The organism is Levilactobacillus brevis (genome assembly GCA_021383565.1).
GTDB lineage: Bacteria > Bacillota > Bacilli > Lactobacillales > Lactobacillaceae > Levilactobacillus > Levilactobacillus brevis_B.
Genome location: CP079699.1, coordinates 78761 through 101574, shown reverse-complemented (window position 1 = coordinate 101574; position 22814 = coordinate 78761). Strand labels below are relative to the sequence as shown.

Annotated in this window: 21 protein-coding genes; 5 read left to right on the top strand and 16 right to left on the bottom strand. The window is 53.5% G+C overall.

Annotated elements, in window-relative coordinates:
• Nucleotides 1-135 precede the first annotated feature (135 nt).
• Both budA and alsS read right to left on the bottom strand, forming a co-directional pair.
• Entirely contained in the window at nt 136-843 is a 708-nt protein-coding gene (gene budA / locus KB236_00520; protein ID UIF29288.1) for an acetolactate decarboxylase, read from the bottom strand.
• 13 nt (nt 844-856) lie between these two features.
• Nucleotides 857-2533, bottom strand: a complete 1677-nt coding sequence (alsS, locus tag KB236_00515; GenBank protein UIF29287.1) for an acetolactate synthase AlsS — start codon at nt 2531-2533, stop codon at nt 857-859.
• A gap of 116 nt (nt 2534-2649) precedes the next feature.
• Between alsS and KB236_00510 the strand changes: the two genes are divergently transcribed.
• Complete coding sequence (locus KB236_00510) at nt 2650-3069, top strand: MarR family transcriptional regulator (GenBank protein ID UIF29286.1); 420 nt, start codon at nt 2650-2652, stop codon at nt 3067-3069.
• Between the two features lie 940 nt (nt 3070-4009).
• On the opposite strand, the gene KB236_00505 is transcribed toward KB236_00510, so the two are convergent.
• The 3 genes from KB236_00505 to KB236_00495 form a co-directional block, all read right to left on the bottom strand.
• Nucleotides 4010-5608, bottom strand: coding sequence for a CTP synthase (locus KB236_00505; GenBank protein ID UIF29285.1), 1599 nt, complete (start codon nt 5606-5608; stop codon nt 4010-4012).
• Between the two features lie 169 nt (nt 5609-5777).
• Nucleotides 5778-6434, bottom strand: coding sequence for a DNA-directed RNA polymerase subunit delta (rpoE, locus tag KB236_00500; protein ID UIF29284.1), 657 nt, complete (start codon nt 6432-6434; stop codon nt 5778-5780).
• Between the two features lie 44 nt (nt 6435-6478).
• Nucleotides 6479-6919 carry a DUF1934 domain-containing protein gene (locus KB236_00495; protein UIF29283.1) on the bottom strand — a complete coding sequence of 147 codons (441 nt, stop codon included), beginning with the start codon at nt 6917-6919 and terminating at the stop codon, nt 6479-6481.
• Between the two features lie 634 nt (nt 6920-7553).
• Between KB236_00495 and KB236_00490 the strand changes: the two genes are divergently transcribed.
• The 4 genes from KB236_00490 to yidA (KB236_00475) all read left to right on the top strand — a co-directional run bounded on the left by KB236_00490 (nt 7554) and on the right by yidA (KB236_00475) (nt 11488).
• Nucleotides 7554-8387 (top strand): lipoate--protein ligase family protein, encoded by an 834-nt coding sequence (locus KB236_00490; GenBank protein ID UIF29282.1) that lies wholly within the window; start codon nt 7554-7556, stop codon nt 8385-8387.
• An 82-nt stretch (nt 8388-8469) separates the two neighbouring features.
• Nucleotides 8470-9843 (top strand): HD domain-containing protein, encoded by a 1374-nt coding sequence (locus tag KB236_00485; GenBank protein UIF30250.1) that lies wholly within the window; start codon nt 8470-8472, stop codon nt 9841-9843.
• Nucleotides 9844-10659: a sugar-phosphatase gene (yidA, locus tag KB236_00480; protein UIF29281.1), complete on the top strand. Its 816-nt coding sequence runs from the start codon at nt 9844-9846 to the stop codon at nt 10657-10659. It abuts the gene before it with no gap.
• Nucleotides 10660-10678: 19 nt separating this feature from the next.
• On the top strand, nt 10679-11488 hold the full coding sequence (gene yidA, locus KB236_00475; protein ID UIF29280.1) for a sugar-phosphatase: 810 nt from the start codon (nt 10679-10681) through the stop codon (nt 11486-11488).
• 405 nt (nt 11489-11893) lie between these two features.
• On the opposite strand, the gene KB236_00470 is transcribed toward yidA (KB236_00475), so the two are convergent.
• The 11 genes from KB236_00470 to KB236_00420 form a co-directional block, all read right to left on the bottom strand.
• Complete coding sequence (locus tag KB236_00470; protein ID UIF29279.1) at nt 11894-12151, bottom strand: hypothetical protein; 258 nt, start codon at nt 12149-12151, stop codon at nt 11894-11896.
• Between the two features lie 189 nt (nt 12152-12340).
• On the bottom strand, nt 12341-12691 hold the full coding sequence (locus KB236_00465; GenBank protein ID UIF29278.1) for a DUF3899 domain-containing protein: 351 nt from the start codon (nt 12689-12691) through the stop codon (nt 12341-12343).
• A gap of 172 nt (nt 12692-12863) precedes the next feature.
• Nucleotides 12864-13844 carry a ribose-phosphate diphosphokinase gene (locus KB236_00460; protein ID UIF29277.1) on the bottom strand — a complete coding sequence of 327 codons (981 nt, stop codon included), beginning with the start codon at nt 13842-13844 and terminating at the stop codon, nt 12864-12866.
• 83 nt (nt 13845-13927) lie between these two features.
• Nucleotides 13928-15307 carry a bifunctional UDP-N-acetylglucosamine diphosphorylase/glucosamine-1-phosphate N-acetyltransferase GlmU gene (gene glmU / locus KB236_00455; protein UIF29276.1) on the bottom strand — a complete coding sequence of 460 codons (1380 nt, stop codon included), beginning with the start codon at nt 15305-15307 and terminating at the stop codon, nt 13928-13930.
• Between the two features lie 11 nt (nt 15308-15318).
• A complete protein-coding gene (gene purR / locus KB236_00450; protein UIF30249.1) occupies nt 15319-16158 on the bottom strand; it encodes a pur operon repressor in 840 nt (279 codons plus the stop codon).
• A gap of 402 nt (nt 16159-16560) precedes the next feature.
• The gene (locus tag KB236_00445; GenBank protein ID UIF29275.1) at nt 16561-17358 is read right to left on the bottom strand and encodes a metal ABC transporter permease; all 798 of its coding nucleotides are present in this window, start codon (nt 17356-17358) and stop codon (nt 16561-16563) included.
• On the bottom strand, nt 17351-18049 hold the full coding sequence (locus tag KB236_00440; GenBank protein UIF29274.1) for an ABC transporter ATP-binding protein: 699 nt from the start codon (nt 18047-18049) through the stop codon (nt 17351-17353). The genes KB236_00445 and KB236_00440 overlap by 8 nt, the downstream gene beginning before the upstream one ends.
• Nucleotides 18049-18984, bottom strand: coding sequence for a zinc ABC transporter substrate-binding protein (locus KB236_00435; protein UIF29273.1), 936 nt, complete (start codon nt 18982-18984; stop codon nt 18049-18051). Before KB236_00435 ends, KB236_00440 begins: the two co-directional genes overlap by 1 nt.
• Before the next feature lie 91 nt (nt 18985-19075).
• The gene (locus tag KB236_00430) at nt 19076-20011 is read right to left on the bottom strand and encodes an alpha/beta hydrolase (GenBank protein ID UIF30248.1); all 936 of its coding nucleotides are present in this window, start codon (nt 20009-20011) and stop codon (nt 19076-19078) included.
• A 345-nt stretch (nt 20012-20356) separates the two neighbouring features.
• A complete protein-coding gene (locus KB236_00425; GenBank protein UIF29272.1) occupies nt 20357-21265 on the bottom strand; it encodes an ROK family protein in 909 nt (302 codons plus the stop codon).
• A complete protein-coding gene (locus KB236_00420; GenBank protein ID UIF29271.1) occupies nt 21249-22724 on the bottom strand; it encodes a 6-phospho-beta-glucosidase in 1476 nt (491 codons plus the stop codon). The genes KB236_00425 and KB236_00420 overlap by 17 nt, the downstream gene beginning before the upstream one ends.
• Nucleotides 22725-22814: the final 90 nt, after the last annotated feature.

Sequence of the window (22814 nt, the reverse complement as noted above, 5' to 3'; positions counted from 1 at the left end):
AAAGTGGCCAGCACGCAACCTAGTGTTACCGAATTTACGGTCAAGCCTCTAAGCTTAAATCATCAACAGACTAAGAAAGCACCTCGCCACTCATTTCTGATTGGCGAGGTGCTTTTAAGTTAATGCTAAGTTGCTTTATTCGGCTTGATGAATGACGCTCGTGATATCGTCCTTCGAGAAATCATGTTCCCGGTAAGCCGCATTGTCCACGGGTAAATGCTGCTCCAGCGTGGAGAAGGTCTGAACCAAAACATCCCCCGTGACCGTACCGAATCCCAGCAGGTGCCCACCGAAATCGTGGGTGTCCGCGAGAAAGTGGTCATGATAGCCCCCCACTGCGGCGCCATCAAAGAGTTGTGGCGAGTAGTAGCCCAGCAGTGTGCCGGCTACTTCCTTACGATCGAAGACGCTCTGGTTCTTGGCCGTTTCCGCCAACGACTTGAATGGCCGTCCTGATTTCGCCACGGCACGGGTCTTCACGTCCGTAAAGGTTCCCTTCACCAAAATGGAGAAGAACGTATTATTATCGTGAGTCAGGCCCAACACTTGGTCGTGTAATTCCTCTTGCGTGGCATTTTCCACGGTCATCAAGGGCCGGTAAGCCGCAAAGTGACTGTTGGCAAATGGCAACGTAAATTCATCGGAAACCACATTGACCTCGCCGCGACTGTTGACCTGATAAGGCTTGCCGTCTAAGATGATCAGCTCGCCGTCCAAGCCTTCGCCGGTACCAATCCCGGTATCGCCGTGTGCCAGCAATTCCTTCATGGTTAAGGTCCCGGTCAGTAGTCCCGGCACCAGTAACGCTAAGGTCCCGTGTTGATACAAGGTTGATTCGTTCATATCATTACTCCCTTTAGCTTAAGACATCTTTCAACAATAATGATTTTAGTTTTAAATTGTCCCGATAGTCAACCGGAATTTGAACGATGACCGGTCCTTCAGCCTGGAAGGCCTGGTCTAACGTGCTGGCTAAATCAGCCGCGTGATCGACCCGTAATCCAGTTGCCCCAAAGCTTTCGGCGTACTTCACGTAGTCCACGGGACCAAAGCTGACGCCAGCCTCATGCCCATATTTGGCAATTTCTTGGAATTTAACCATATCGTAGGCGCCGTCGTCCCAGATTAAGTGTACGATTGGGAGCTTCAACCGGACCGCCGTTTCTAATTCCTGACCGGAGAAGAGGAAGCCCCCATCACCGGAAACGGAAACGATCGGTTGACCGGGCCGTTCTAAAGCCGCGGCAATCGCCCAAGGAAAGGCCACGCCTAACGTCTGCATCCCGTTACTGAACAGCAAGTGCCGTGGTTGGTAGCTCCGGAAGTACCGGGCCATCCAGATGTAGAAACTACCGACGTCGACCGTCACAGTGGTCTCATCATTGACTTTATTCTGTAGAGCTTGGATGATGGCCAGCGGGTGAATCCCATGTTCATCGTCAGCGACCGGTGCCTCGGCTTGGTCGGACAGCGTCTTACCCGACTTGTCGAGCTCGGCCTGCACGTCTTCAGCCAACGCCCAGTCGGCTGGAAGTTTTTGCACAATGGCCCGCAACGTCTTGGCGATATCGGCGTGAACCACCATCTCGGGTTGATAGTCCGTCGTGATCTCGGGAACCACGCTATCCAGACTAATCACATCGCCCGTCCGATCGGCGTTCCAGATCCGCGCTTCGTACTCCACGGGATCGTATCCCACCGTGATGACCAGATCGCTTTGCTTCAATAGGTTATCGCCGACCTGGTTACGGAACAAGCCCACCCGACCGAAGTAGTTGGAGACGAGGTCGCGTGAAACCACGCCGGCCCCTTGGAACGTTTCCACCACGGGAATCGCCGCGTGCTGAAGTAATTCACGAATGGCACTCGTCACATTGCTGGCGGAAGCCCGCATACCGGCTAAGATGACCGGTAACTTGGCGTGTTGAATCTTTTCCACGATGGCGTCGACGGTAGCGGCGTCGGCCACCCCCTGGTCCACGCTCGGCACGGCCTTGATTTCCGGCCGGTCGACGGTACCATTTAACACGTTTTGCGGTAGGGAAATAAAGGTTGCGCCGGCCTTGGGTGCCACGGCCGTCTGATAGGCGTTGGCAAAGGCTTCGGAAAGACTGTTGGCGTTCTGAACTTCCACGCTAGACTTCGTGGCCGAACTCAAGAGCTCCTTGCTGGGAATACTCTGGTGAGTTAACCGGCCAATATCGTCTTGGGGCACCTGACCACCCAACGCAACGACGGGGTCCCCTTCGGCTGTTGCCGTGATCAGACTCGTGGTCAGATTGGACACACCGGGGCCGGACGTGGTGGCGACCACGCCAGGCTTCCCCGTGATCCGGCCAATTCCGGAAGCAATCAGCGCCGCATTCTGTTCGTGACGCGTGATGATTAGCTTGGGCGTCCGAGGATCCTTGCTATACTGAATCCCCTCAAACAATTGGTCGACCTTGGCTCCTGGAATACCAAAAACATACTTAATGCCTTGATTAATCATGCTTTGAATCAGTGCTTGTGCACCAGTCTTCGTATCTTTCACCGTGAACCCCGCCTTTTATTTTTTAGTTGTGTTGACAAGTCAACTTAGATCTATCATAATTGCCTTAAGTTGTTTTGTCAACACAGAACATTTCGGGGAAAGGAACTGAATGAGCCATGAAAGATCTAGGATACTTGGCGCAAGACATTTCCATCTTGCATCGAAAATATTATAAGGACACGCGCAAGGCCTTCGCTACCCTGGGATTAAATCCCACGGCCGCCTGTGTCCTGCTTACCGTGCACGAACACCCCGCCGTCAGCCAAAATCAAGTCGCCAAAACCTTGGTGATTGACAAGGGACTGACTACCCGCGAGGTCAATAAGATTCTGGGCCTCGGCTACCTGACCAAAACGGCCGGCACTGGCAAGACACAACTCCTGACGTTAACGCCTGCAGGTGAAACGGTCGTGAACCAGGTTCAGACGATTCGCCGCAACTGGTGGCAGGACCGCTTCGATCAGACCGGCATTGACGCCAACAGTCCGCTGATTCCGGCGATTGAGGCGGCCGTAGCCAACATTATTGAACCTTAGGTAACGCGAAAAAATGGATAAAAAATGGCACCACATTTCCCGAATGAACGGGAATGTGGTGCCATTTTGATCTGTATGACTGAAGGTTGAAAGTTTGCGAACATGCCCCGATCCCCAGTTGACAGGGTTCATCGCCATTAGACGAGTCATCAACACCACCTGCGGCAGCCAGAGATTCCGGCGCTGTGGGGACCGCCTGCGGCCTGAGGAGCGGTCCTCCGGCTCGGTTTGAAGCCTAGCAAAATTCGCCAGTCTCCAAACACGTCCCGCGCTGTAAGCTGACTCGGGACGTCAGCTAACACCGCTGTCACGGCTACCTCCATCTCCGTCTGCCTCCGGTTACGATGATTGAAAGCCACTGAACGTGCGGAGACATCGCTGGCATGGCAACGTTCGGTCAGTTATTGGATACGCCTCATGTAGCCGTGAGTGAGTCAAATTTGGTCTCAGCCGTTGGATTTTCCAAGCGGTTCGCTTGGAAAATGGCGTCTTTGAGACGCGGGCTACCGGCTCAAAGCGAGGGACAAGACCGCCCTTTGGCTTGGCCCGTCCTTCCCACCGCGATCCAGACCAAATTTGGCGAACGGTAAGGCGGTCAGCACGCAACTACCACTATTATACTGGGCGTTACCCTTGTCACACTAAGGGGTCTAGCTGGCCGGTTGGTTAGCGTCGAAGTTTCCGCACCAACCCCACACAGCCGAAACGTGTTCCAGCAGGCAGCCAGTTGCGCTTAACCCCGCTAAGCAAAAAGCCAAGCCCGGGCTTTTTCTGGAATAACTGCTTCTTTGATTCGAAGTTTCCGCACCAATTTCACACAGCCGAAACGTGTTCCAGCAGGCAGCCAGTTGCGCTTAACCCCAATCAGGCCAAAAGCCAAGCCCAGGCTTTTCACCTGATTGACGTTAATGCTCGCTAGCTAATCGCCTGCTTCCACACTCTATGCTTCGCTTGCTGCCTTAATAAAGTCGCGGAACAACCCTTCCGGACGGTTTGGCCGGGAGAGGAACTCTGGGTGGTATTGGGATGCCACGAAGAACTTCTTCTTTGGTAATTCAATCACTTCTACCAAGTGATCGTCTGGTGAGGTTCCGGAGAAGACCAGACCCTTAGCCGCCATTTCAGCGCGGTATTGGTTATTGAATTCGTAACGGTGACGGTGGCGTTCTTGCACCATTTCTTGGTTGTCGTAAGCCGCCGCCGCTTTACTACCCGGCTTCAGCTTGCAAGGGTACAACCCTAGCCGTTGGGTCCCGCCCATTTCGTGAACGTCCGTCTGATCGGCCATCAAGTCAATAATCTTGTGGCTAGTCTCTGGGTCCATTTCCGTTGAGTTGGCGTCCTTGTAGCCCAGAATGTCCCGGGCAAATTCGATGCTGGCCACTTGCATCCCCAGGCAAATCCCGAGGAACGGCACGTCTTGTTCCCGCGCGTACTTGATGGCAGTAATCATGCCTTCAATCCCACGGTCACCGAAGCCCCCGGGCACGATAATCCCGTCGGCGCTACCCAACATATCCGCCACGTTGTCCGCCGTAATCTTCTCGGCGTCGATCATGTCGAGGTCAATCTTGGCATCCACCGGATAACCGGCGTGTTGCAAGGCTTCCGCCACGGAGATGTAGGCGTCGTGTAAGCCGACGTACTTCCCAACCAAGGCAATCTTGATGGTCCGCTTCAGGTTTTGCATGTGATCCACCATCTTCGACCACTTAGCCATATCGGCCTTGGGTGCGTCCACCTTGAAGTGATCCAGCACGATTTGGTCTAAGCCTTGTTCTTGTAAACGCAATGGAATCGAGTAAATCGTTGGCACATCCATGGATTCAATCACCGCGGAAGGTTGAACGTCACAGAACAACGCAATCTTTTGCCGCATCTCATCGGTAATGTGATTTTCCGTCCGGACCACTAAAATGTTGGGTTGAATCCCAATGCTCCGAAGTTCCCGCACGGAATGTTGCGTGGGCTTCGTCTTCATTTCGTGAGCCGCGTGTAGCGTTGGCACTAACGTCGTATGAATGTAGACCACGTTTTCGTCGCCCACTTCGGACTTCATCTGCCGAATGGCTTCCAGGAACGGTTGTGATTCGATGTCCCCAACGGTCCCCCCGATTTCGGTAATCACGAAGTCGGCGCCCAGCGTCTTTCCGGCGCGCATGATTTTTTCTTTAATCATGCCGGTGATGTGTGGGATCACTTGCACAGTTGCTCCCAGGTAGTCACCCCGCCGTTCTTTTTCCAAAACTTCCGAATAAATCTTACCAGTCGTCACGTTCGAGTACTTGTTCAGATTGTTATCGATGAAACGTTCGTAATGACCTAAGTCCAAATCCGTTTCGGTCCCGTCATCCGTCACGAAGACTTCCCCGTGTTGATAAGGGTTCATCGTACCGGGATCCACGTTGATGTACGGATCGAATTTCTGAATGGTTACGTTGAGACCGCGATTCTTAAGCAGCCGTCCCAGGGATGCCGCAACAATCCCCTTACCTAGTGATGAAACCACGCCGCCAGTCACAAAAATATATTTGGTCATGTGCAAACTCCTTGTAAGATTATTTAGGGATTTAAAACTATAAAAAAGCTCCCTATTCATTCGGAATAGGGAGCTACTTCACCGTCCAGTTGTCCTCGCTACAAGTAGCAAGGAGCCCAAAAAATATAGTACCTGTTTTTTGGCTGAAGGTCAAGCGAACATTAAAAATTTATTTCTGATCGCTGTCGTCATCTTCATCATCGTCTTCTTCGTCGTCATCGGCGGAAAAGTCGAGATTGTCGGTATCATCATCTGGGGCTTCCATTTGAGAAAGCTGATCTTCGATACCATCAGGGATGTCTTCTGTATCGTCTTCTTCATCATCGTCATCGATGCCTAAGCCGGTCTGTAACTTACCCAGATCTGGCCCTGACCCAGTGGCACTGTCATCGTCATCGTCGTCATTGGCGGCGTAAGCGGTCGTGTCATCATCTTCTGGATCGTCGTCATCGTAATCGATCACGTCATCGTCATCGGTCGTGTCGGCCAAGAAGGCGTTAACCTTCTTACGCTTCTTACGCTTTGGTTGATCTTCATCTTCCTCGGCGTGAACCGTTGCTTCATCGATGGATTCAAACGGATACCAAGTTCGCAGTCCCCAAAGGTTATCACCCAGAGAAATGAAACTACCATCGACATTTAAATCCGTATAGAATTGGGACAGCCGGTCACGAACTTCGGCATCGCTGTCGCCTAAATAAGCTTGGACGGCGTTTGCTAAGTCAGCAAATGCCATCACATCGCCGTGTTGCGACAAAATCGCGTGCGCAACTTCGATCATTGATAATTCCTTTTTATTCTGGCCCTCAAAGACTTTTAATTCCAAACTGGTGCACGTCCTTTCCACAGTCTACGAAATATGATACTCGCTTATGCCGTAAATTGCAATCTAATCTTGTAGTTCCCGACCAATTCTTCACCGGCATACAGTAAGTAATCAATCTTAACGTTACCACTAAAGGGTTTTTCCTTAAAACTCGTTTCCAGATATGGGGTCACGGTTTCAATCGGCATGATGCCATAAGGGGTGTTGTACCGGGCCGTCACGCGTTTGCCACTAATAAAATGTAGGCGCAGTTCCGCCTCGGCGTTACGGGTCAGGTGAACCTCCCCTTGCGGCGTGAACTTCATGGTCACCGGCGTCTTCTCCCCGGTATCGTTGTCGGGTTCGAGGTACCGTAAGTAAAGGTTAGCCCCCATCTGGACGAGCTGACCGTCAACATCCAATTGATAGTCAGAAACATCATCGTTTTGTTTGATATGGGTCTCTAGGTGAATCATCACGGGCACTCCCGCTGATAATTGATCCATCTGCACACTTCCTTTCCGTGAATTGTCTGGATTAATTATAGTTCATTTGCCGCGGAAAGCCTACTTTTTATGCTCTTGTGGGGCGGGAAAATCATCTTAAATGGTCACTTAAAAATTGGAAGTTCCAAGCAGCTCCTAATTTCCAGCTAATTAGACTAAAATCTATTAAATTGATCGTCATCGACCACCTGCAACTGTCAGAGATTCCGGTTACGAACTGTTGAAGCCACCCAATGGGCGATTACATCGCTGGGACGGCAATCTTATCAATATTAGTTGAGCCCAGCTCATATAGCCGTGAGTGAGTCAAATTTGGTCTCAGCCGTGGGATTTTCCAAGTGAGTTGCTTGGAAAATGGCGTCTTCGAGACGCGGTCTACCGGCTCAAAGCGAGGGACAAGACCGCCCTTTGGCTTGGCCCGTCCTCCCCACCGCGATCCAGACCAAATTTGGCGAACGGTAAGGCGGCTAGTTCAGACAAGGTCGCTGACAACACCTAATCTTGTAAGTGGATCCAGCTTATTTTTAGCTTTTCCTCAGCCAAGAGCAAGTTAGATTGGTCCAGACCATGACGCCACCCTCGTTTTCTAGTATAATGGAGACATCGTAATAACTTGACGAAAGGTGGTGGGGTGATGGGCCCCTTAGACTTACCCACTGACCGGATTCAGGTCGTCTCCACACCTATTCCGGCCGATCAGAAGAATCTCGCGTTCGGCTACACCAATGCCCTGCTCGACCTCGTACCACACCTTAAACAGCCGATACTGCACTTCTGGACGATGCAACCGACCGTGATCATGGGACTTAAGGATAAACGGCTCCCCGCGCTGACAGCGGCCATTAGAGCCGTTCAGCGCTATGGCTACGACTACGTTCTCCGAAATTCCGGCGGACTAGCCGTGGTGGCGGACGGGGGCGTCCTCAACGTTTCTCTCTTCTCCCCACTGACCACCCCGCCACTGAGCGTCGAGACGGCCTACGCCCAGATGACGCAGCTCGTGGCCGCCGCCTGGCCCGAATTGGCCCTGGAACACTACGAGATTACGCGTTCCTACTGCCCGGGCGATTATGATCTAAGCGTTAACGGCCTTAAAATCGCTGGGATTGCCCAGCGCCGAAGTACCCAAGCACTGGTAACCATGCTGTACCTGAGCGTTACCGGCGATCAAGGGATGCGCGGTGATTTGATTCGTAGCTTCTACCGGGCCGGACTCAACGGCCAAGCCAACGCCTGGCATTTTCCAGACGTTGATCCCGCCGTCATGACCACGACCGCGGCCTTGCTGGACCAGCCACTCACCGTAGCCGACGCCGAGCAACGTTTTTTAACGGCCTGTGACACGGTTGGCCTGAACGTCAGCCGAGCCAAACTGGCCGCCATGATGGCGGAACCACGCTTCACGACGAGTCTGGAACGGGCCACTGCCCAAATGACCCGCCGCCAACCACGCCTCACGACCGATTAATAGATTACTTTATTCAAGCTGATTAACTCGGAATCAATTGGTTCAGAATCACATGCCTCATCATTTCAAGATGTCAGGAGGAATCACTGTGAGCTATGCAACCGCGCGACTACCCCGTGAGAAAGTTCTCCGGGATCCCGTGCACAATTATATCTATGTTCAGCATCAAGTCATCTTAGACCTTATCAACACCCGAGAATTCCAGCGCTTACGCCGTATCAAGCAATTGGGCACGGCCTCGTTGGTCTTTCACGGGGCAGAACATTCCCGCTTCACCCACTCGCTGGGCGTCTACGAGGTGACCCGGCAAATCTGCGATAACTTCCAACGGAACTATCCCACCCAAACACCGGGCGATGGCGGTTGGGACGACCGTGAGCGCTTGACCGCACTGTGTGCCGCGCTACTCCACGACATCGGCCACGGTCCGTACTCCCACACCTTTGAGCACATCTTCCACACCGACCACGAAGCCATTACGGCCGAGATTCTGACCTCGCCAAAGACGGAAGTCAACCAAATTCTGCGGCGGGTCAGTCCAACTTTTCCGCAAGAAGTGGCCAGTGTCATTCAAAAGACCTATCCGAATCCACAAGTGGTCCAGATGATTTCCAGCCAAATCGATGCCGATCGAATGGATTACCTGCTCCGCGACGCCTACTTCACGGGAACCGAGTACGGAACCTTTGACCTGACGCGGATTCTACGGGTCATGCGACCATACAAGGACGGCATCGCCTTTGCCATGAACGGGATGCACGCCGTCGAAGACTACATCGTCAGCCGCTTTCAAATGTACCAGCAGGTCTACTTCCACCCGGTATCGCGGGCCATGGAGGTTATCTTGGACCATCTGCTGGGTCGAGCCAACGAACTGTACCAGGCGGGGAAGAGTGATGAGAGCTTCATTCCCCACCTCCTACTGCCCTTCTTCAATCATCAATTCGACCTCGACGACTACCTCAACCTCGATGATGGCGTGCTGACCACCTACTTTACCCACTGGCGGCAGTCCCCGGACGAAATTCTGTCCGATCTGGATCACCGTTTCTTGGACCGTAAGCCGCTCAAGAGCGCCATCTTTGACGCGACGACCAAGGACCAGTTGCCCCACCTCCGCGAATTAATTGGATCGGTCGGCTTCAACACTGACTACTACACGGCCACGGACAATAGCTATGACCTGCCGTACGACGACGCCTACGACCCGAAAGTCACCCATCCCCTGACACAGATTGAACTCCAGGAACCGGATGGCAGTCTGCGCGAACTCTCGACGGTCTCCGACTTGGTCAATGCCATTCGGGGCAAGTTTACCGGCGACCAGCGGTTCTTCTTCCCCAAGGAAATGTTGAACCCGGGGAACGACGCGCCGGAAATCTTCCAACCCGTCTTCGATGAATTCGGTAGTTATATCCAGAACCACCAACTGATTGACCGGAAAGAATCTGATTAAATGACCATCAAGCTGATTGCCGTGGACATCGACGGCACCCTGCTCAATCCACAAAACGAACTGACCACGGCCACCATTGCCGCCGTTCAAGCCGCGAGCGTCGCGGGTCTCAAGGTCGTGCTGTGTACCGGCCGGCCCCTATCCGGCGTCCAACCGTATCTGGACGCGCTGGGACTTCAGGGCGATGACCAATTTGCCATTACCTACAACGGCTCGTTGGTCCAAACGGTCGCCGGGCGCGTGTTGCTTAGCCACGCGCTAAGCTACGCTGACTATGTCGATCTCGAAGCGTTTGCCCGTAAGGCTCAAGTTCATTTCCACGTAGTCACGCCTCACCACCTCTACACGGCCGATCGCGACATCAGCCCGTATACGGTTAAGGAGAGTCAGCTCGTGCACTTACCCCTGCGCTTCCGCGAGGCCGCGGCGATGGACCCGCAGCTGTTAATGCCGACCGCCGTCTTCATCGACGAGGTGGCCAAGATTGACGCGCTCACTTTACCCCCGGCGCTGGCTAAACGTTTCTACGTGGTGCGTACCGACCCCCACTTCATCGAGGTGATGAACCCGCAAACCAGCAAGGGAAACGCCCTGTGTGACCTCACCCAACATCTCGGCTACAACTTAGCCAACGTGATGGCGCTGGGCGACCAAGACAATGATTTACCGATGATCACCACCGCTGGGTTGGGGGTTGCCATGGGAAACGCTAACGACCGCGTCAAGGCGGCCGCCGACGTGACAACCCTAACCAACGCAGCGGATGGCGTGGCGGCGGCCATTTATAAATACGCATTGAACCCAGACTTAGCATAAAAGGAGAATTGACAACAACATGACAATTAAGATGATTGCGATTGATATCGACGGGACCCTACTGAACGAAAAGAACGAACTGGCACCAGCCACGATTGAGGCGGTCCAAGCCGCTTCAGCCAAAGGGATTAAAGTGGTGCTCTGCACCGGCCGGCCCCTGACTGGTGTGCAGCCCTACCTCGACGCACTCGGTCTCAGCGGTGACGAACAGTACGCCATCACCTACAACGGCTCCGTTTCACAGACGGTCTCCGGCAAGATGATGACCAATCACTCCCTGAGCTTCGACGATTATATCGACCTCGAAGCCCTTTCCCGGAAGCTACAGATCCACTTCCAGATTGAAACGCCAGACTACATCTACACGGCCAACAAGGACATCAGCGGCTACACCATCTTCGAAAGTAATCTCGTGCGGATGCTAATTCGTTACCGCGAAGTTGGCGAGATGGACCGCGACCTGACCATTTCCAAGGCCATGTTCGTTGACGATCCGGACACCATCAACCGCGTCAACCGTGAAATTCCCCAAGAGATTCGCGACCGCTACTATGTGGTTCAAAGCACACCCTTCTTCATCGAAGTCATGAACAAGAAGGCCAGCAAGGGAAATACGTTGGGTGAATTGGCAACGAAGCTGGGCTTCACGGCCGATGAAGTCATGGCCCTGGGCGATCAAGGCAATGACCTGACCATGATTCAATATGCTGGTCTAGGCGTCGCAATGGGGAACGCCATTGACGAAATCAAGGACGCCGCCCAAGCGGTGACGCTGACGAACGCCGAAGATGGCGTCGCGGCGGCCATTCGCAAGTACGCCTTGGACTAACCTAACGAGCCGTTACGGCGGCATTGGATTGGGCTGGACTGGTCGCCTTACCGTTCGCGAAATTTGACTCACTCACGGCTAAGATAGTGCCTGTACCGCAGCGGCTTGTTTGAGTCGTTACGCCATGGGCTGCAACTGCAACGCCGCTGGTTTCATCACTATTGTTAGCGTCACGTTAGTAATTTCCAGTTATTGACACATTTTGATACATGAAAATTCAAATTAATTACTTCTTGGACGGTCCGCTTGCGGCCGTCTATTTTTATACGTTCTTAGTCATCCCTGCATCTTCGGACGATAAAAAGGCCTTCGCCGTCCAATTGAAATCAGACAGTAAAGGTCTTCATACTCATCAAAGTTAACGCTTGCCACTAAAGTTCAGAGCCGATTCCCACCAGCAAGCGGTCAATCGGCTTGCCCCGTGGGTGCCGTGTTCTTCGCGTCATGGCTGGGCACGATGGGTTCGTGTTCCGCGTTGGTTGTGCCCCCGCCGCGTCGACCGACGGGTTCTACGGTGGGGCGTTTGCTTTCTCGTGGTGCGAGCCGTGCCACCGGCGTTTTATCCGCCGCAACTAACCTTACCGCGTGATGCCCACTCACAGCCCAGACGGCCCCACCGATTAACATAGCGCCAATTAAAACGCCAATATTTTTTGTCATCATCAGACCTGACTTCCCTTCACCCTTCACCTTAGTCTCGGTGTCAGCTTCGAGAAACCATTTGAGCGGCTACCTGATGACTTGGTAAACTTTGGGGGCCAAACCATTTAGCGATGCTTCACTACTTAAAAACCAATGGTCAACGTAAGGCTCCTCAACTAAGACATACCAGGCCAATCGGTTCATAACGCATTAGAACAAGGTCAAAACAATCCCGACCACGATGTAGCAAGCCCCCGCTGCTAAGCCAAACCGGGCGCCACCGTTAAAGACGATGGGGGAATTTTTTACACTGGCCACGTGGCGCACGCCAACCTTTTCCCCAGGCAAGGGATCTTGTCCCTTCTTACGCCGATGACGCCACCCCGTGAAGAGATGCCCCTTCGCTAGGACGCAAATTAAACCAAAAATAACCAGCGCTAGGCCGACCATGAACAGTAGATTACCAATCACCATCAACGGTTGCCCCAGAATTCGCATGGCCAAGGCCACGACTAGGCCACCGCCCAGCCAGCCGGTCGTCCATCTTTGCCAACTTCTCATACCGTAAACTCCCTTCAATCAACCGTCAGCCCAGAGCCGATACCCTTTGTTAGAGGTCGGCTACCCAACCACCAAATGTGTCGAGTGGACTAATTCTAACGGTTGACTTATCAAAAAAATTATAGAAAAAACTTGAGCCCACGCTCAGCGCCGCTCAAGTTTTTCGTCTGTTTTATTGTTCGTGACTCCGGAAACGATTCTTGAACAATGGGCTGACCGGCCGGTTTTCGTTGATCCGCTTGATGGCTTGACCAATCAGGGGACCGACGGAAATTTGTTGAATCTTTTCGATCTGCTTGTCTGCTGTTAATTGGATGGAATCCGTCACCACCAACTTCTTGATCGGTGACTTCTTGATCCGTTCGATCGCAGGGCCTGAGAGCACCGGATGCGTACAACTAGCGTAGACTTCCTTCGCGCCAGCGTCCATCAAGGCTTGGGAACCCAACGTAATGGTCCCCGCCGTATCGATCATATCATCGATCATGATGCAACGTTTGCCTTTGACATCACCAATGATGTTCATGATCTCGGCCACGTTAGCCCGGGGACGCCGCTTATCAATGATGGCAATTGGTGCCTTCAAGAATTCGGCCAGAGCCCGTGCCCGCGTCACCCCACCGTGATCGGGTGAAACGACGACGGCATCTTCGTCCAAGTGGTTTGTCAGGAAATAATCGGCCAGAAGTGGTGCGCCCATCAAGTGATCCACGGGAACGTCGAAGAACCCTTGAATCTGAGCCGCATGCAAGTCCAAAGCCAAGACCCGCGTCACGCCGGCTGTTTGGAGCATGTTGGCCACCAATTTAGCCGTAATGGGTTCTCTGGAGCGGGCTTTCCGGTCTTGCCGGGCGTAACCGTAGTACGGAATGACCACGTTGATGGTAGCCGCACTCGCGCGCCGTAAGGCATCAATCATGATCAACAGTTCCATTAAGTTGTCGTTAACCGGTGCCGACGTCGATTGGATCACGTAGACGTGGCTTCCCCGGACACTCTGTTCGATGTTAATGCGAATTTCGCCGTCACTGAACCGGTCCACCGAAGTTTTCCCTAATTCAACACCAACTTCGTTAGCAATCTTTTGGGCTAACGGTTTGTTGGAGTTTAACGCAAAAATCTTTAGTTTAGGGTCAAAATATTGCGTAGCCATAATTTCCTCCAATAGCAAATAATCTGCCAGAATTTACTACAATAATTTTATGCTATCGGGTCTCGAAACACAAGACCTTCAGCTTAATCTTCACCGCGATACGGGAGTTTCTGGTAATAATTGGGTTTGTTGGTCTGCCGTTGCCGGGCAATCGCCATGTCAAACTTGTTGACGGCATCGGTAATCGTCGAACCGGCCGCGATGAAGCTGTGATCGGCGACCGTCAATGGGGCAACCAAGTTCGAGTTGGAGCCGATGAAGGCATCGTCGCCCACCGTGGTTTCGTGCTTGTGCTTGCCGTCGTAATTGACAAAGACCACACCACACCCCACGTTGATGTGCTTGCCCAATTTGGCATTCCCAACGTAAGTCAAATGGCCCACCTTGGTGCCTTCGCCAATCGTTGCCTTCTTGACTTCCACAAAGTTCCCCAGGTGTACCTTAGGCCCAATGTGGGATTCCGGACGCAAATGGCTGTTAGGGCCAATGTTAGATCCACTGGCCATGTCGGAGTCTTCCAGTAAGGAGGACGTGACCGTGACGTGATCGGCCAACTTGGCATTCCGTAATTCGGAGTGCGCGCCGATATAGCAGTCCTCACCAATCACCGTGTCGCCCTTGAGGAGCACGCCGGGTTCGATGATCGTGTCGGCCCCAATCTTCACGCCAGCGTCGATGTACGTGGTCTCGGGGTCAATCAAGGTTACCCCGTCACGCATGTGTTGTTCGTTAATCCGTTGACGCATAATCTTCGTTGCGTTGGCCAAGGCCACTCGGTCGTTAACCCCCATGGATTCATCGAAGTCCGCCATCTTATAAGCGGCCACGATGTCTCCTTGGTGCTTCAAGATTTCAATCACGTCGGTCAAATAGTATTCGCCCTGCGCATTGTCGTTAGACGTTTCATGAAGGGCGGCGAACAGCTTCTTATTGTCGAAAACGTAGACGCCCGTGTTGATTTCGTGAATTTCTTGTTCTTCGGAAGTGGCATCCTTTTGTTCCACAATCTTTTCCACGATGCCAATGTTATTACGCACAATCCGACCGTAACCCGTTGGATCAGGCGCCACGGACGTTAAGATCGTTGCGGCCGCGTGCTTAGCTTCATGGTAAGCGAATAGGTCTTCAAACGTTTCGGCCTGGAATAGTGGCGTGTCCCCACTGACAATCAGCGTGGTCCCGTCTTCGTCCTTTAAGATCGGTTCCGCCTGTAAGACGGCATCCCCAGTTCCCAATTGCTTGGCCTGTAAGGCGTACTGCGTCCGGTCACCCAGCGTGGCCTTCACGTCATCGGCGCCGTAACCCACGATCGTTACGACTTGATCCATGTTGGTCTTTTCCACCTGCGTCAACACGTGGTCGACCATGGCCTTGCCACAAACCTGATGCAGAACCTTGTACAACTTTGACTTCATCCGCGTACCCTTACCGGCTGCGAGGATAATCGTATTTCTAGTGCTCATTCCGATATCTCCTAATTTAATGAATTCTGGTCGTCACCAAAGATCTGGGTCAGGTAATTGCCTGGTGCCACGCGGATCTGTTCGTCCGCCGTCTGAATCTTCAGTAAAGACGTGTACTTGCTAACGGTCCGTTGACCGTCAAAATCACCTTCGGCAAAGACGGCGACTCCGGCGAGTTGTGAATCGAATTCGTCCACGAGGGAACGCAGACCACCCACGGTCCCGCCGCCCTTCATGTAGTCATCCACAATCAGAACCCGCGAATTAGGCTTCACACTGCGCTTAGACAGGGCCATGCGTTCGATACGCTTGGTCGAGCCGGACACGTAGTTCACACTCACCGTGGAGCCTTCCGTAATCTGTGAGTCATGCCGGACAATCACAAACGGCACGTTCAGGTAGTTGGCCACACTTTGGGCCAATGGAATCCCCTTCGTTGCCACCGTCACCACGACATCGACCGACTGGTTCAGGTACTGTGTGGCTAAGATCCGCCCAATCTGACGCAGAGCAGACGGCCGCCCAAGAATATCGGACATGTAAACATAGCCACCGGGGAGATACCGGTCGGCTTCGGACAATTCCGTAATCATCTCATCGACAAACTTTTCGGCTTCTTCTCGTAAAATGTAAGGGATAAAACGGGCACCACCAGCGGCCCCGGGCACGGTCTCCAGCAGGCCAGTGCCACGGGCTTGGAGGGTCCGTTTCAAAATCGTCAAATCTTCACTGATGGAAGACTTGGCCGACTCATACCGCGCAGCAAAAAATGTCAACGACACCAGTTGGTGCGGTCGTTCTAATAAATACCGGGTCATATCGACTAACCGGTCACTTCTTCTGACTTTCAACCTCTTCACCTCAACAATTTCTTTAGAGTTAATTGTAAGCCCAATTTTAGCATAAATGTTCGGGTTTTTCGTTACATTTCGGTTAGAATTAATAATTTTTTGCCGTTTTTACCAAAATGAAAGTGAATCGTAAGCTTATCTGGTTCTGAAAACCAGTTGAAAGCGGTCTGCTTTTCATCAAGGTTTCACCGACCGGGAGGCGGTCAAACGCCACCCCACCAGCAACCGTCAAGCTGCCAGCTCATCCTCAGCCTACAGTTTTCACCGGCCGGACTCAACTAATAACCACCGTTAGCCGACAAAAGAGCTGCACCCCAACAGCGTCAAACGTTGTTGGACCACAGCTCACATCACTTTTAATTTAATTCATTATAGTCGGTCAGATTTCGAGGGATTATCATCCTATTCTGCCGTTTGAAGCCGTTGCCAGCCCAATGCGATAAAGTAGAAGATGGCCTCGATCGCCGCGATGAAGAAGGACACGGGGAAGTTGGTCACGTAGCTCAGGACCAGGCCGCTCCACACCCCGATCAGAGCTAGGGCAATCGCTAGCACCATCATGCCGCCGACCGTGTGGGCGAAGTACTTCGCCGTGGCCGCCGGTAGGGTCAATAGAATAAAAATCAACAGGGACCCCACGATTTGAGCGGCCACACTGACACTTAGCGCCAGCAGGACCAAGAAGGTAATCGACAGGACGTTGGTCCACAGTCCCTTGACCCGCGCCCCCGTGTGATCAAACGAATCGAACTTCAAGAACCGATAGATCACGAAGATCACAATCAGGACGAACAGCGACAACCACAACATTTGTCGGACGTCACCGGCGCTAATCCCAATGACACTCCCGAATAAAATGCTGGTGGCATAGCTGGCATTCTTATTGGCCAATGACAGAAATAAAATTCCCAGTCCAATAAACAGCGCAGAAATGGCACTGGTGGCCGCCTCGCGTCGTTCGGAGCGTGCCGACAACTGCCCGACAATTACCGAGCTGACGACCGTAAACAGCAACATCCCGTTTAAGGGGGCCCAACCGGCGAAGACCCCGAAGGCCGCCCCAGAGAAGCCAATCTCGGACAACGTGTGCGTCAGAAACGACATGTTCCGCGCGATGACAAAGACGCCCATGATCCCACAGATAATGGCGATGATGGTCCCAGCCGCGAAGGCGTTGCGCATAAATTCATAACTAAACATTTTCGCCCTCCCACACCTTTTCAGTCGTCAACTTCTCAATCGGTCCCTGCTCGATGCCACTAGGCGTCAACATCAAGTAGTGTTGCGTATACTTCTGAGCCATCGGAATATCGTGCGTGACAAAGAGCACGGTCAGATGAAGCCGCTGGTTTAGCTCGGCAACGAGGTCCAGCAACTCCGTCTTGGTCACGGGGTCCAAGCTGGCCGTCGATTCATCTAAAATCAACAGGTTGGGTGCTTCCACCAAAGCTTGCGCCAGATAAGCCTTTTGCTTTTCCCCACCGGAGGCCTGCCCGATCGGTCGCTTGGCCAGTTGGCGTAAACCCGTCTGGTCCAGAATTTTAGCCACCTTGGCCCGCTCCTTGGCCGACAGCCAGGGTAGCTTCCACCCGGTCAGGTTCAACCCGACGAAGTCCTTGATGGTTAATGGATAGTCGGCGTCAATGTTTCGAAATTGCGGCACGTAGCCGATCGTCACCTCATTTTGGCTCGGTAAGTAGGTAATCTTACCGTGGGTGGGCCGTAGCTGGTGCAGGATAGTCCGCATCAGCGTAGTCTTCCCCACACCGTTCTTGCCAATAATACTCCAGACCTCACCTTGGCGAATCGTCAGGTTGAGGTCGCTAAAGACGGGATGGTTGGGAAAGGTCACCCCGAGATGTTCTAATTTTAAAATGGGTGCACTGGCCATTACGACTGTCCCTCCTTAGCTTGAATGCGTTGGACTTGCTGGTACTGCTTCAACATCCACGTCCGGTAGCTCTGATGCACCGGCATGGTCTCCGTGACCTTGACGATGGGGATGTTGTGGCGTTTCGCCAGATTGACCATCGCCGTCACATTTTTACTGGTATTTTGTGTATTTTCCACGAAAAAGGCGATTCGGTGGTGCTTAATCTGATCTTGCAAGTCGGTGATGTCGGCCGGTGTCGGGTCGCTATCTTCCTCAATCGACTGGGCAAAATGGCTATCGCTGATCCGGTAGCCCATCGCCTTTAAGGCAAAATCAAAGACGGGTTCGCTCACCGCAACCTGCTGGTGGTTGCTGTGTCGGGCCAATCTCTGGGCCAACCGCGGTAAGACCGCGAGCTGGCGTTCATAGGCCGCGCCCCGTCGCTTAAATTCGGCGGCGTGCTTGGGTTCCAGCTTGCTGAATTGGGTAACGAGGTGCCGCGTGACCTTGACCATCGTCGTTGGATCGGTCCAGAGATGCGGATTGTCCCCCGTCTTCTTCCCCATGAGCGTGCCAATCGTGAGCTTCTTCGTCTGAGCGTCATCGTTAGCCGCGACAACACGGTCCATCCAGCTATCGTAACCCAGGCCATTCTCTATCACGACATCGGCCTTAGCGACCAGCTTAGCCGTCTTCACGTCCGGCTCATAACTCTCGGCATCAATGCTGGGACTATTGATGACCGTGGTCACCTGTCCGCGGTCGCCTAGAATAGCCTGCGCTGCTTCACCATAGAACCCCAGCGTTGCGACCACCTGGATGTGATTGGGGGCACGCTTAGTGGTGGACGTCGCCCCACAGCCACTCAGGGCAACTCCCACCATTAAGATAGCCAGCACGGCCCATAGCCCGCGCCAGCGAAAATTGTGTGTCTCATGCTTCAATCGACTCATCCCATTTCTCCGCCAAATATGTAAACAGTAATGATTACCATTTAATATGTTACCAGATAATGAAAACTTGTCAACCAGCCTTTAGACTTCCTTAATCCACATACTTTTTCAAGAAATCCGCCATTAACTGATCATACTTCGCGGGGTCCGCTGCTCTGGTCGCAATATGGGCCGCTTGCGGGTCACGATACTTCTCCTTAGGCCCCGCCGCCGCGCGATAGAGCACGTCCAGGTTCTCCACTGGCACCGTCTGGTCGTTGGCACCCTGAATCAGCAGTAACGGTAAATGCGTGTGCCGCAACTGCTCGGCAATGTCCCCGTCGGCCAGCCGGTAGCCCTCGGCCAAGCGCGAATACTGGTCGGCGATGGGGACAATCGGGTACGTAGGTAAATGGTATTTATGGCGAATCCGGAAGCGCGCCTCGGCCAAGACGGAGGCGTACCCGGAGTCGGCAATCACGGCTTTCACGTTGTGCGGCAAGTCCTCGCCGGCCGTCGCCATGACGGTCGCGGCCCCCATGGAGATACCCATCAAGACGATCTCGCAGTCATCCCCATACTTGGCGATAACCTGGTTAATCCAGCCCGTGTAATCCAATCGGTCGGGCCACCCATAGCCAATCGTGTGCCCCTCACTCTCACCGTGGGCCCGGGCGTCCGGCATTAGGACGTGGTAGCCCCAGCTATGAAAGACCCGCGCATAGGGAATCATCTGCTCGCGGGCGTGGCCCAGGCCATGGGCCAAGATGGCCACCCGCTTGCTCGGATGCTCGGCTTGCACCAGACTCGCCCGCAGGATTAACCCGTCAAGACTCGTTTGGGTCCACTCCACGGGATCGTGGCGTAGATACCAGGCATTGTCCGCCGCCGTATTCTCGGCGATAGCTCGTCGTTTGGTCTTGATGCGGTTGCGGCTAAACGATTTGGTGGCGGCCTGATAGACCACGGCCGCACCACCCAAGACGCTGACCGCGCTGACCGCGGCAACGGCGGTCGTTCCAGCTACGATTTTTTGCCAAGTTTTCATCATCAATTACCTCGTTTCTAGTTGATTTCGGTCACGGCGGTCGCCCAATTAGCGGCCGTCGCCAGTCCCGCCGCACAGGAACAGTAGCGGGAGTTTACCTCTACTTTAGCCAAATTTGAGAGCGTTTTCCACCCTTTGCCGTCAATTCGACGACACCCCTGGCATTCTGGTCAATTCACGGTGCACTAGAAACGGTGAACTTTTTTCGGTACCCCACCATCATGCCGGATTTAATCCCCGAATACCAGCCACTCGCCTTACAAATTTTGTTATACCGAAAAACGCGCCAAATCGCCTTTTTGGTGACCTGACACGCGTTTTAATTGCCACCCAATCACGCCCAATTCACGACATCGTGACGGGAGCCGGTTGAACGGTCTGGTTGTCTAAATAAAATTGATAAACGGCACCAATCAGGTTGGCATCGTTGTGAAATTTGCAGGGCTGAACATCTGCGGTCAATGGTGCGCCGTGCTGGTGCATTAGCCGCTGAATTCGACGCTGAAGATCCGTGACGAATCCCGGCCGCTCCGAGATCCCGCCGCCAATCAACAGACGTTGGGGATTGAGACCGACGAACACGTTAAAGGCCGCACGACTCAACCAATTCAGCATGTCTTCGATACACCGCTGAGCTAAGCGATCGCCGTTAGCGGCCGCTTGATAGACATCGCGAGCGGAGACGGCCGGACCATTTGTCAACTGTTGATAGCGTTTAGCCATGTGCACGGGACTTCCCAGCTCACTGAGGGTCTCACCGCGTTCGTTCATGACCTGATAGCCGAATTCACCGGTAAAATTTTGCCGACCAGTGACCAGTTGGCCGTCCATCACGACGGCCCCGCCGATCCCCGTGCCAATCACCAGGAGTGCGACGTCACGCAGCGTACTGGCGTTACCCTGCCAGGCCTCGGCCAGCGCGGCACAGTTGGCGTCATTTTGGATGCTCACCGGCAGTTTCAACGCCGTGCGCAACGTATCGACGATAGGGAACCCATTCAGGTAGTCCACGGCGCTGGTGCCGGAAATCTTACCAGCCGCCGTATCCACGCTTCCGGGAAGGCTAACGGCAACCCCAACAAACGGCAACTTCAGCGCCGTCTTGACCCGGACGATGGCCGTCAACAGATCCGGCCAGTTATCCGGCGTGGCGAAACGGTCCTTACGCGTCAAGTGCTGCCGCATCCAGACACCGTATTTAACGGTCGTGCCGCCAATATCAATCACTAAGAGTGGTTCAGGCTTTGCTTTCATCTTTTTCACCCACTGTCTCACCGAGATCTGCGCCGTTCGTGGCGATGACGCGTTGGTACCAGTAGAAGGAATCCTTGCGGTAACGGGCGAGGCTGCCACTGCCATCGTCGTTCCGGTCGACGTAAATGAAGCCGTAACGCTTCGAGAGTTGCCCGGTGCTAGCCGACACGATGTCGATGGCACTCCAAGGTGTGTAGCCCATGACATCCACGCCGTCTTCGTTGATGGCCAGTTCCATTTGTTCAATGTGGTCGCGCAGGTAGCCAATCCGGTACTGGTCGTGAATCTGGTGGTCATCGGTCAACTGGTCGATGGCGCCAATCCCATTTTCCACGATGAAGAGTGGTAGATGGTAGCGGTCGTTCATCCAGTTCAGCGCGTACCGTAAACCTTCGGGGTCAACTTGCCAGCCCCAATCGGATTGCGGTACGAATTGGTTGGTGACCAGGTCTTGCGATTCGTTGTAGGAGAATTGGTCATCCTCGTGATCGCTAGCCTGGGTGGCAAAGGACATGTAGTAGCTGAAGCCTAGATAGTCCACGGTGCCCGCCTTCAAGTTGGCAAGGTCTGCCGGTGTGATGTCTAGGTCGAAATGCTTGGCCTGGAAGTAGTGTGTCAGCCAGGTAGGGTAGACCCCTTCCACCTGAACGTCGGAGAACCAGAAACGGGCCTGCATCGCGCGTTGGGCCTTGAAGACATCTCGTGGCTTATCCGTTGCCGGGTAAACTGGTGAAAAGGCCACCATGGCGCCAATCTGGAAGTCGGGATTGATACTGTGTCCAATCTGAACGGCCAGAGAGCTGGCGACAACCTCGTAGTGCGCGGCCTGGTACATAATGGCCTCGGCATCCTCGCCAGGCTTGACCTGGAACCCGGAGTTGGTGAAGAGCGTGAACTCACGGTCGTAGTTGGTCTGATTGTTGATTTCGTTAAAGGTCAGCCAGTACTTGACCTTATCTTGGTAGCGGGTAAAGACGGCCCGAGCGAACCGCGTAAAGAAAGTAATCGTCTTGCGGCTACGGAAGCCTCCATACTCGGTGACTAGGTGATATGGCATCTCAAAGTGCGAGAGCGTCACGACCGGTTCGATCCCATACTTGTGGCATTCATCGAACAATCGGTCGTAGAATTTGAGCCCCTCTTCGTTGGGTTCCAGTTCATCCCCCTGCGGAAAGATCCGCGACCAGGCGATCGAGGTTCGGAAGCTCTTAAAGCCCATTTCGGCAAATAACTTCACGTCCTCGGGGTAGCGGTGATAGAAATCAACGGCCTCATGATTGGGGTAGAATTCACCGGGCTGCACGCCGGGCGTGATCTTCCGTTCATCGTGGGTGCCGGCCGCCGTCATGACGTCGGCGACACTGAGGCCCTTGCCCCCTACATTGTAGGCCCCTTCCACTTGGTGGGCAGCGACGGCGCCGCCCCATAAGAATCCTGCTGGTACACTTTGTTTGGTCAACTTAATGTCCTCCTTAAATTTTTCTTTATTGCTTTCATCTTAAATGGTCCTTGACCGCCGCCTTCCGTTCGCAGCCTATGAGCTGGAACG

What these genes read in the sequence shown, in the direction of transcription:
- budA (UIF29288.1), bottom strand. Translation starts at nt 843, where the DNA reads ATGAACGAATCAACCTTGTATCAACACGGGACCTTAGCGTTACTGGTG.
- KB236_00510 (UIF29286.1), top strand. Translation starts at nt 2,650, where the DNA reads ATGAAAGATCTAGGATACTTGGCGCAAGACATTTCCATCTTGCATCGA.
- KB236_00505 (UIF29285.1), bottom strand. Translation starts at nt 5,608, where the DNA reads ATGACCAAATATATTTTTGTGACTGGCGGCGTGGTTTCATCACTAGGT.
- KB236_00495 (UIF29283.1), bottom strand. Translation starts at nt 6,919, where the DNA reads ATGGATCAATTATCAGCGGGAGTGCCCGTGATGATTCACCTAGAGACC.
- KB236_00490 (UIF29282.1), top strand. Translation starts at nt 7,554, where the DNA reads ATGGGCCCCTTAGACTTACCCACTGACCGGATTCAGGTCGTCTCCACA.
- yidA (UIF29281.1), top strand. Translation starts at nt 9,844, where the DNA reads ATGACCATCAAGCTGATTGCCGTGGACATCGACGGCACCCTGCTCAAT.
- yidA (UIF29280.1), top strand. Translation starts at nt 10,679, where the DNA reads ATGACAATTAAGATGATTGCGATTGATATCGACGGGACCCTACTGAAC.
- KB236_00470 (UIF29279.1), bottom strand. Translation starts at nt 12,151, where the DNA reads ATGATGACAAAAAATATTGGCGTTTTAATTGGCGCTATGTTAATCGGT.
- KB236_00465 (UIF29278.1), bottom strand. Translation starts at nt 12,691, where the DNA reads ATGAGAAGTTGGCAAAGATGGACGACCGGCTGGCTGGGCGGTGGCCTA.
- KB236_00460 (UIF29277.1), bottom strand. Translation starts at nt 13,844, where the DNA reads ATGGCTACGCAATATTTTGACCCTAAACTAAAGATTTTTGCGTTAAAC.
- glmU (UIF29276.1), bottom strand. Translation starts at nt 15,307, where the DNA reads ATGAGCACTAGAAATACGATTATCCTCGCAGCCGGTAAGGGTACGCGG.
- KB236_00445 (UIF29275.1), bottom strand. Translation starts at nt 17,358, where the DNA reads ATGTTTAGTTATGAATTTATGCGCAACGCCTTCGCGGCTGGGACCATC.
- KB236_00440 (UIF29274.1), bottom strand. Translation starts at nt 18,049, where the DNA reads ATGGCCAGTGCACCCATTTTAAAATTAGAACATCTCGGGGTGACCTTT.
- KB236_00435 (UIF29273.1), bottom strand. Translation starts at nt 18,984, where the DNA reads ATGAGTCGATTGAAGCATGAGACACACAATTTTCGCTGGCGCGGGCTA.
- KB236_00430 (UIF30248.1), bottom strand. Translation starts at nt 20,011, where the DNA reads ATGAAAACTTGGCAAAAAATCGTAGCTGGAACGACCGCCGTTGCCGCG.
- KB236_00425 (UIF29272.1), bottom strand. Translation starts at nt 21,265, where the DNA reads ATGAAAGCAAAGCCTGAACCACTCTTAGTGATTGATATTGGCGGCACG.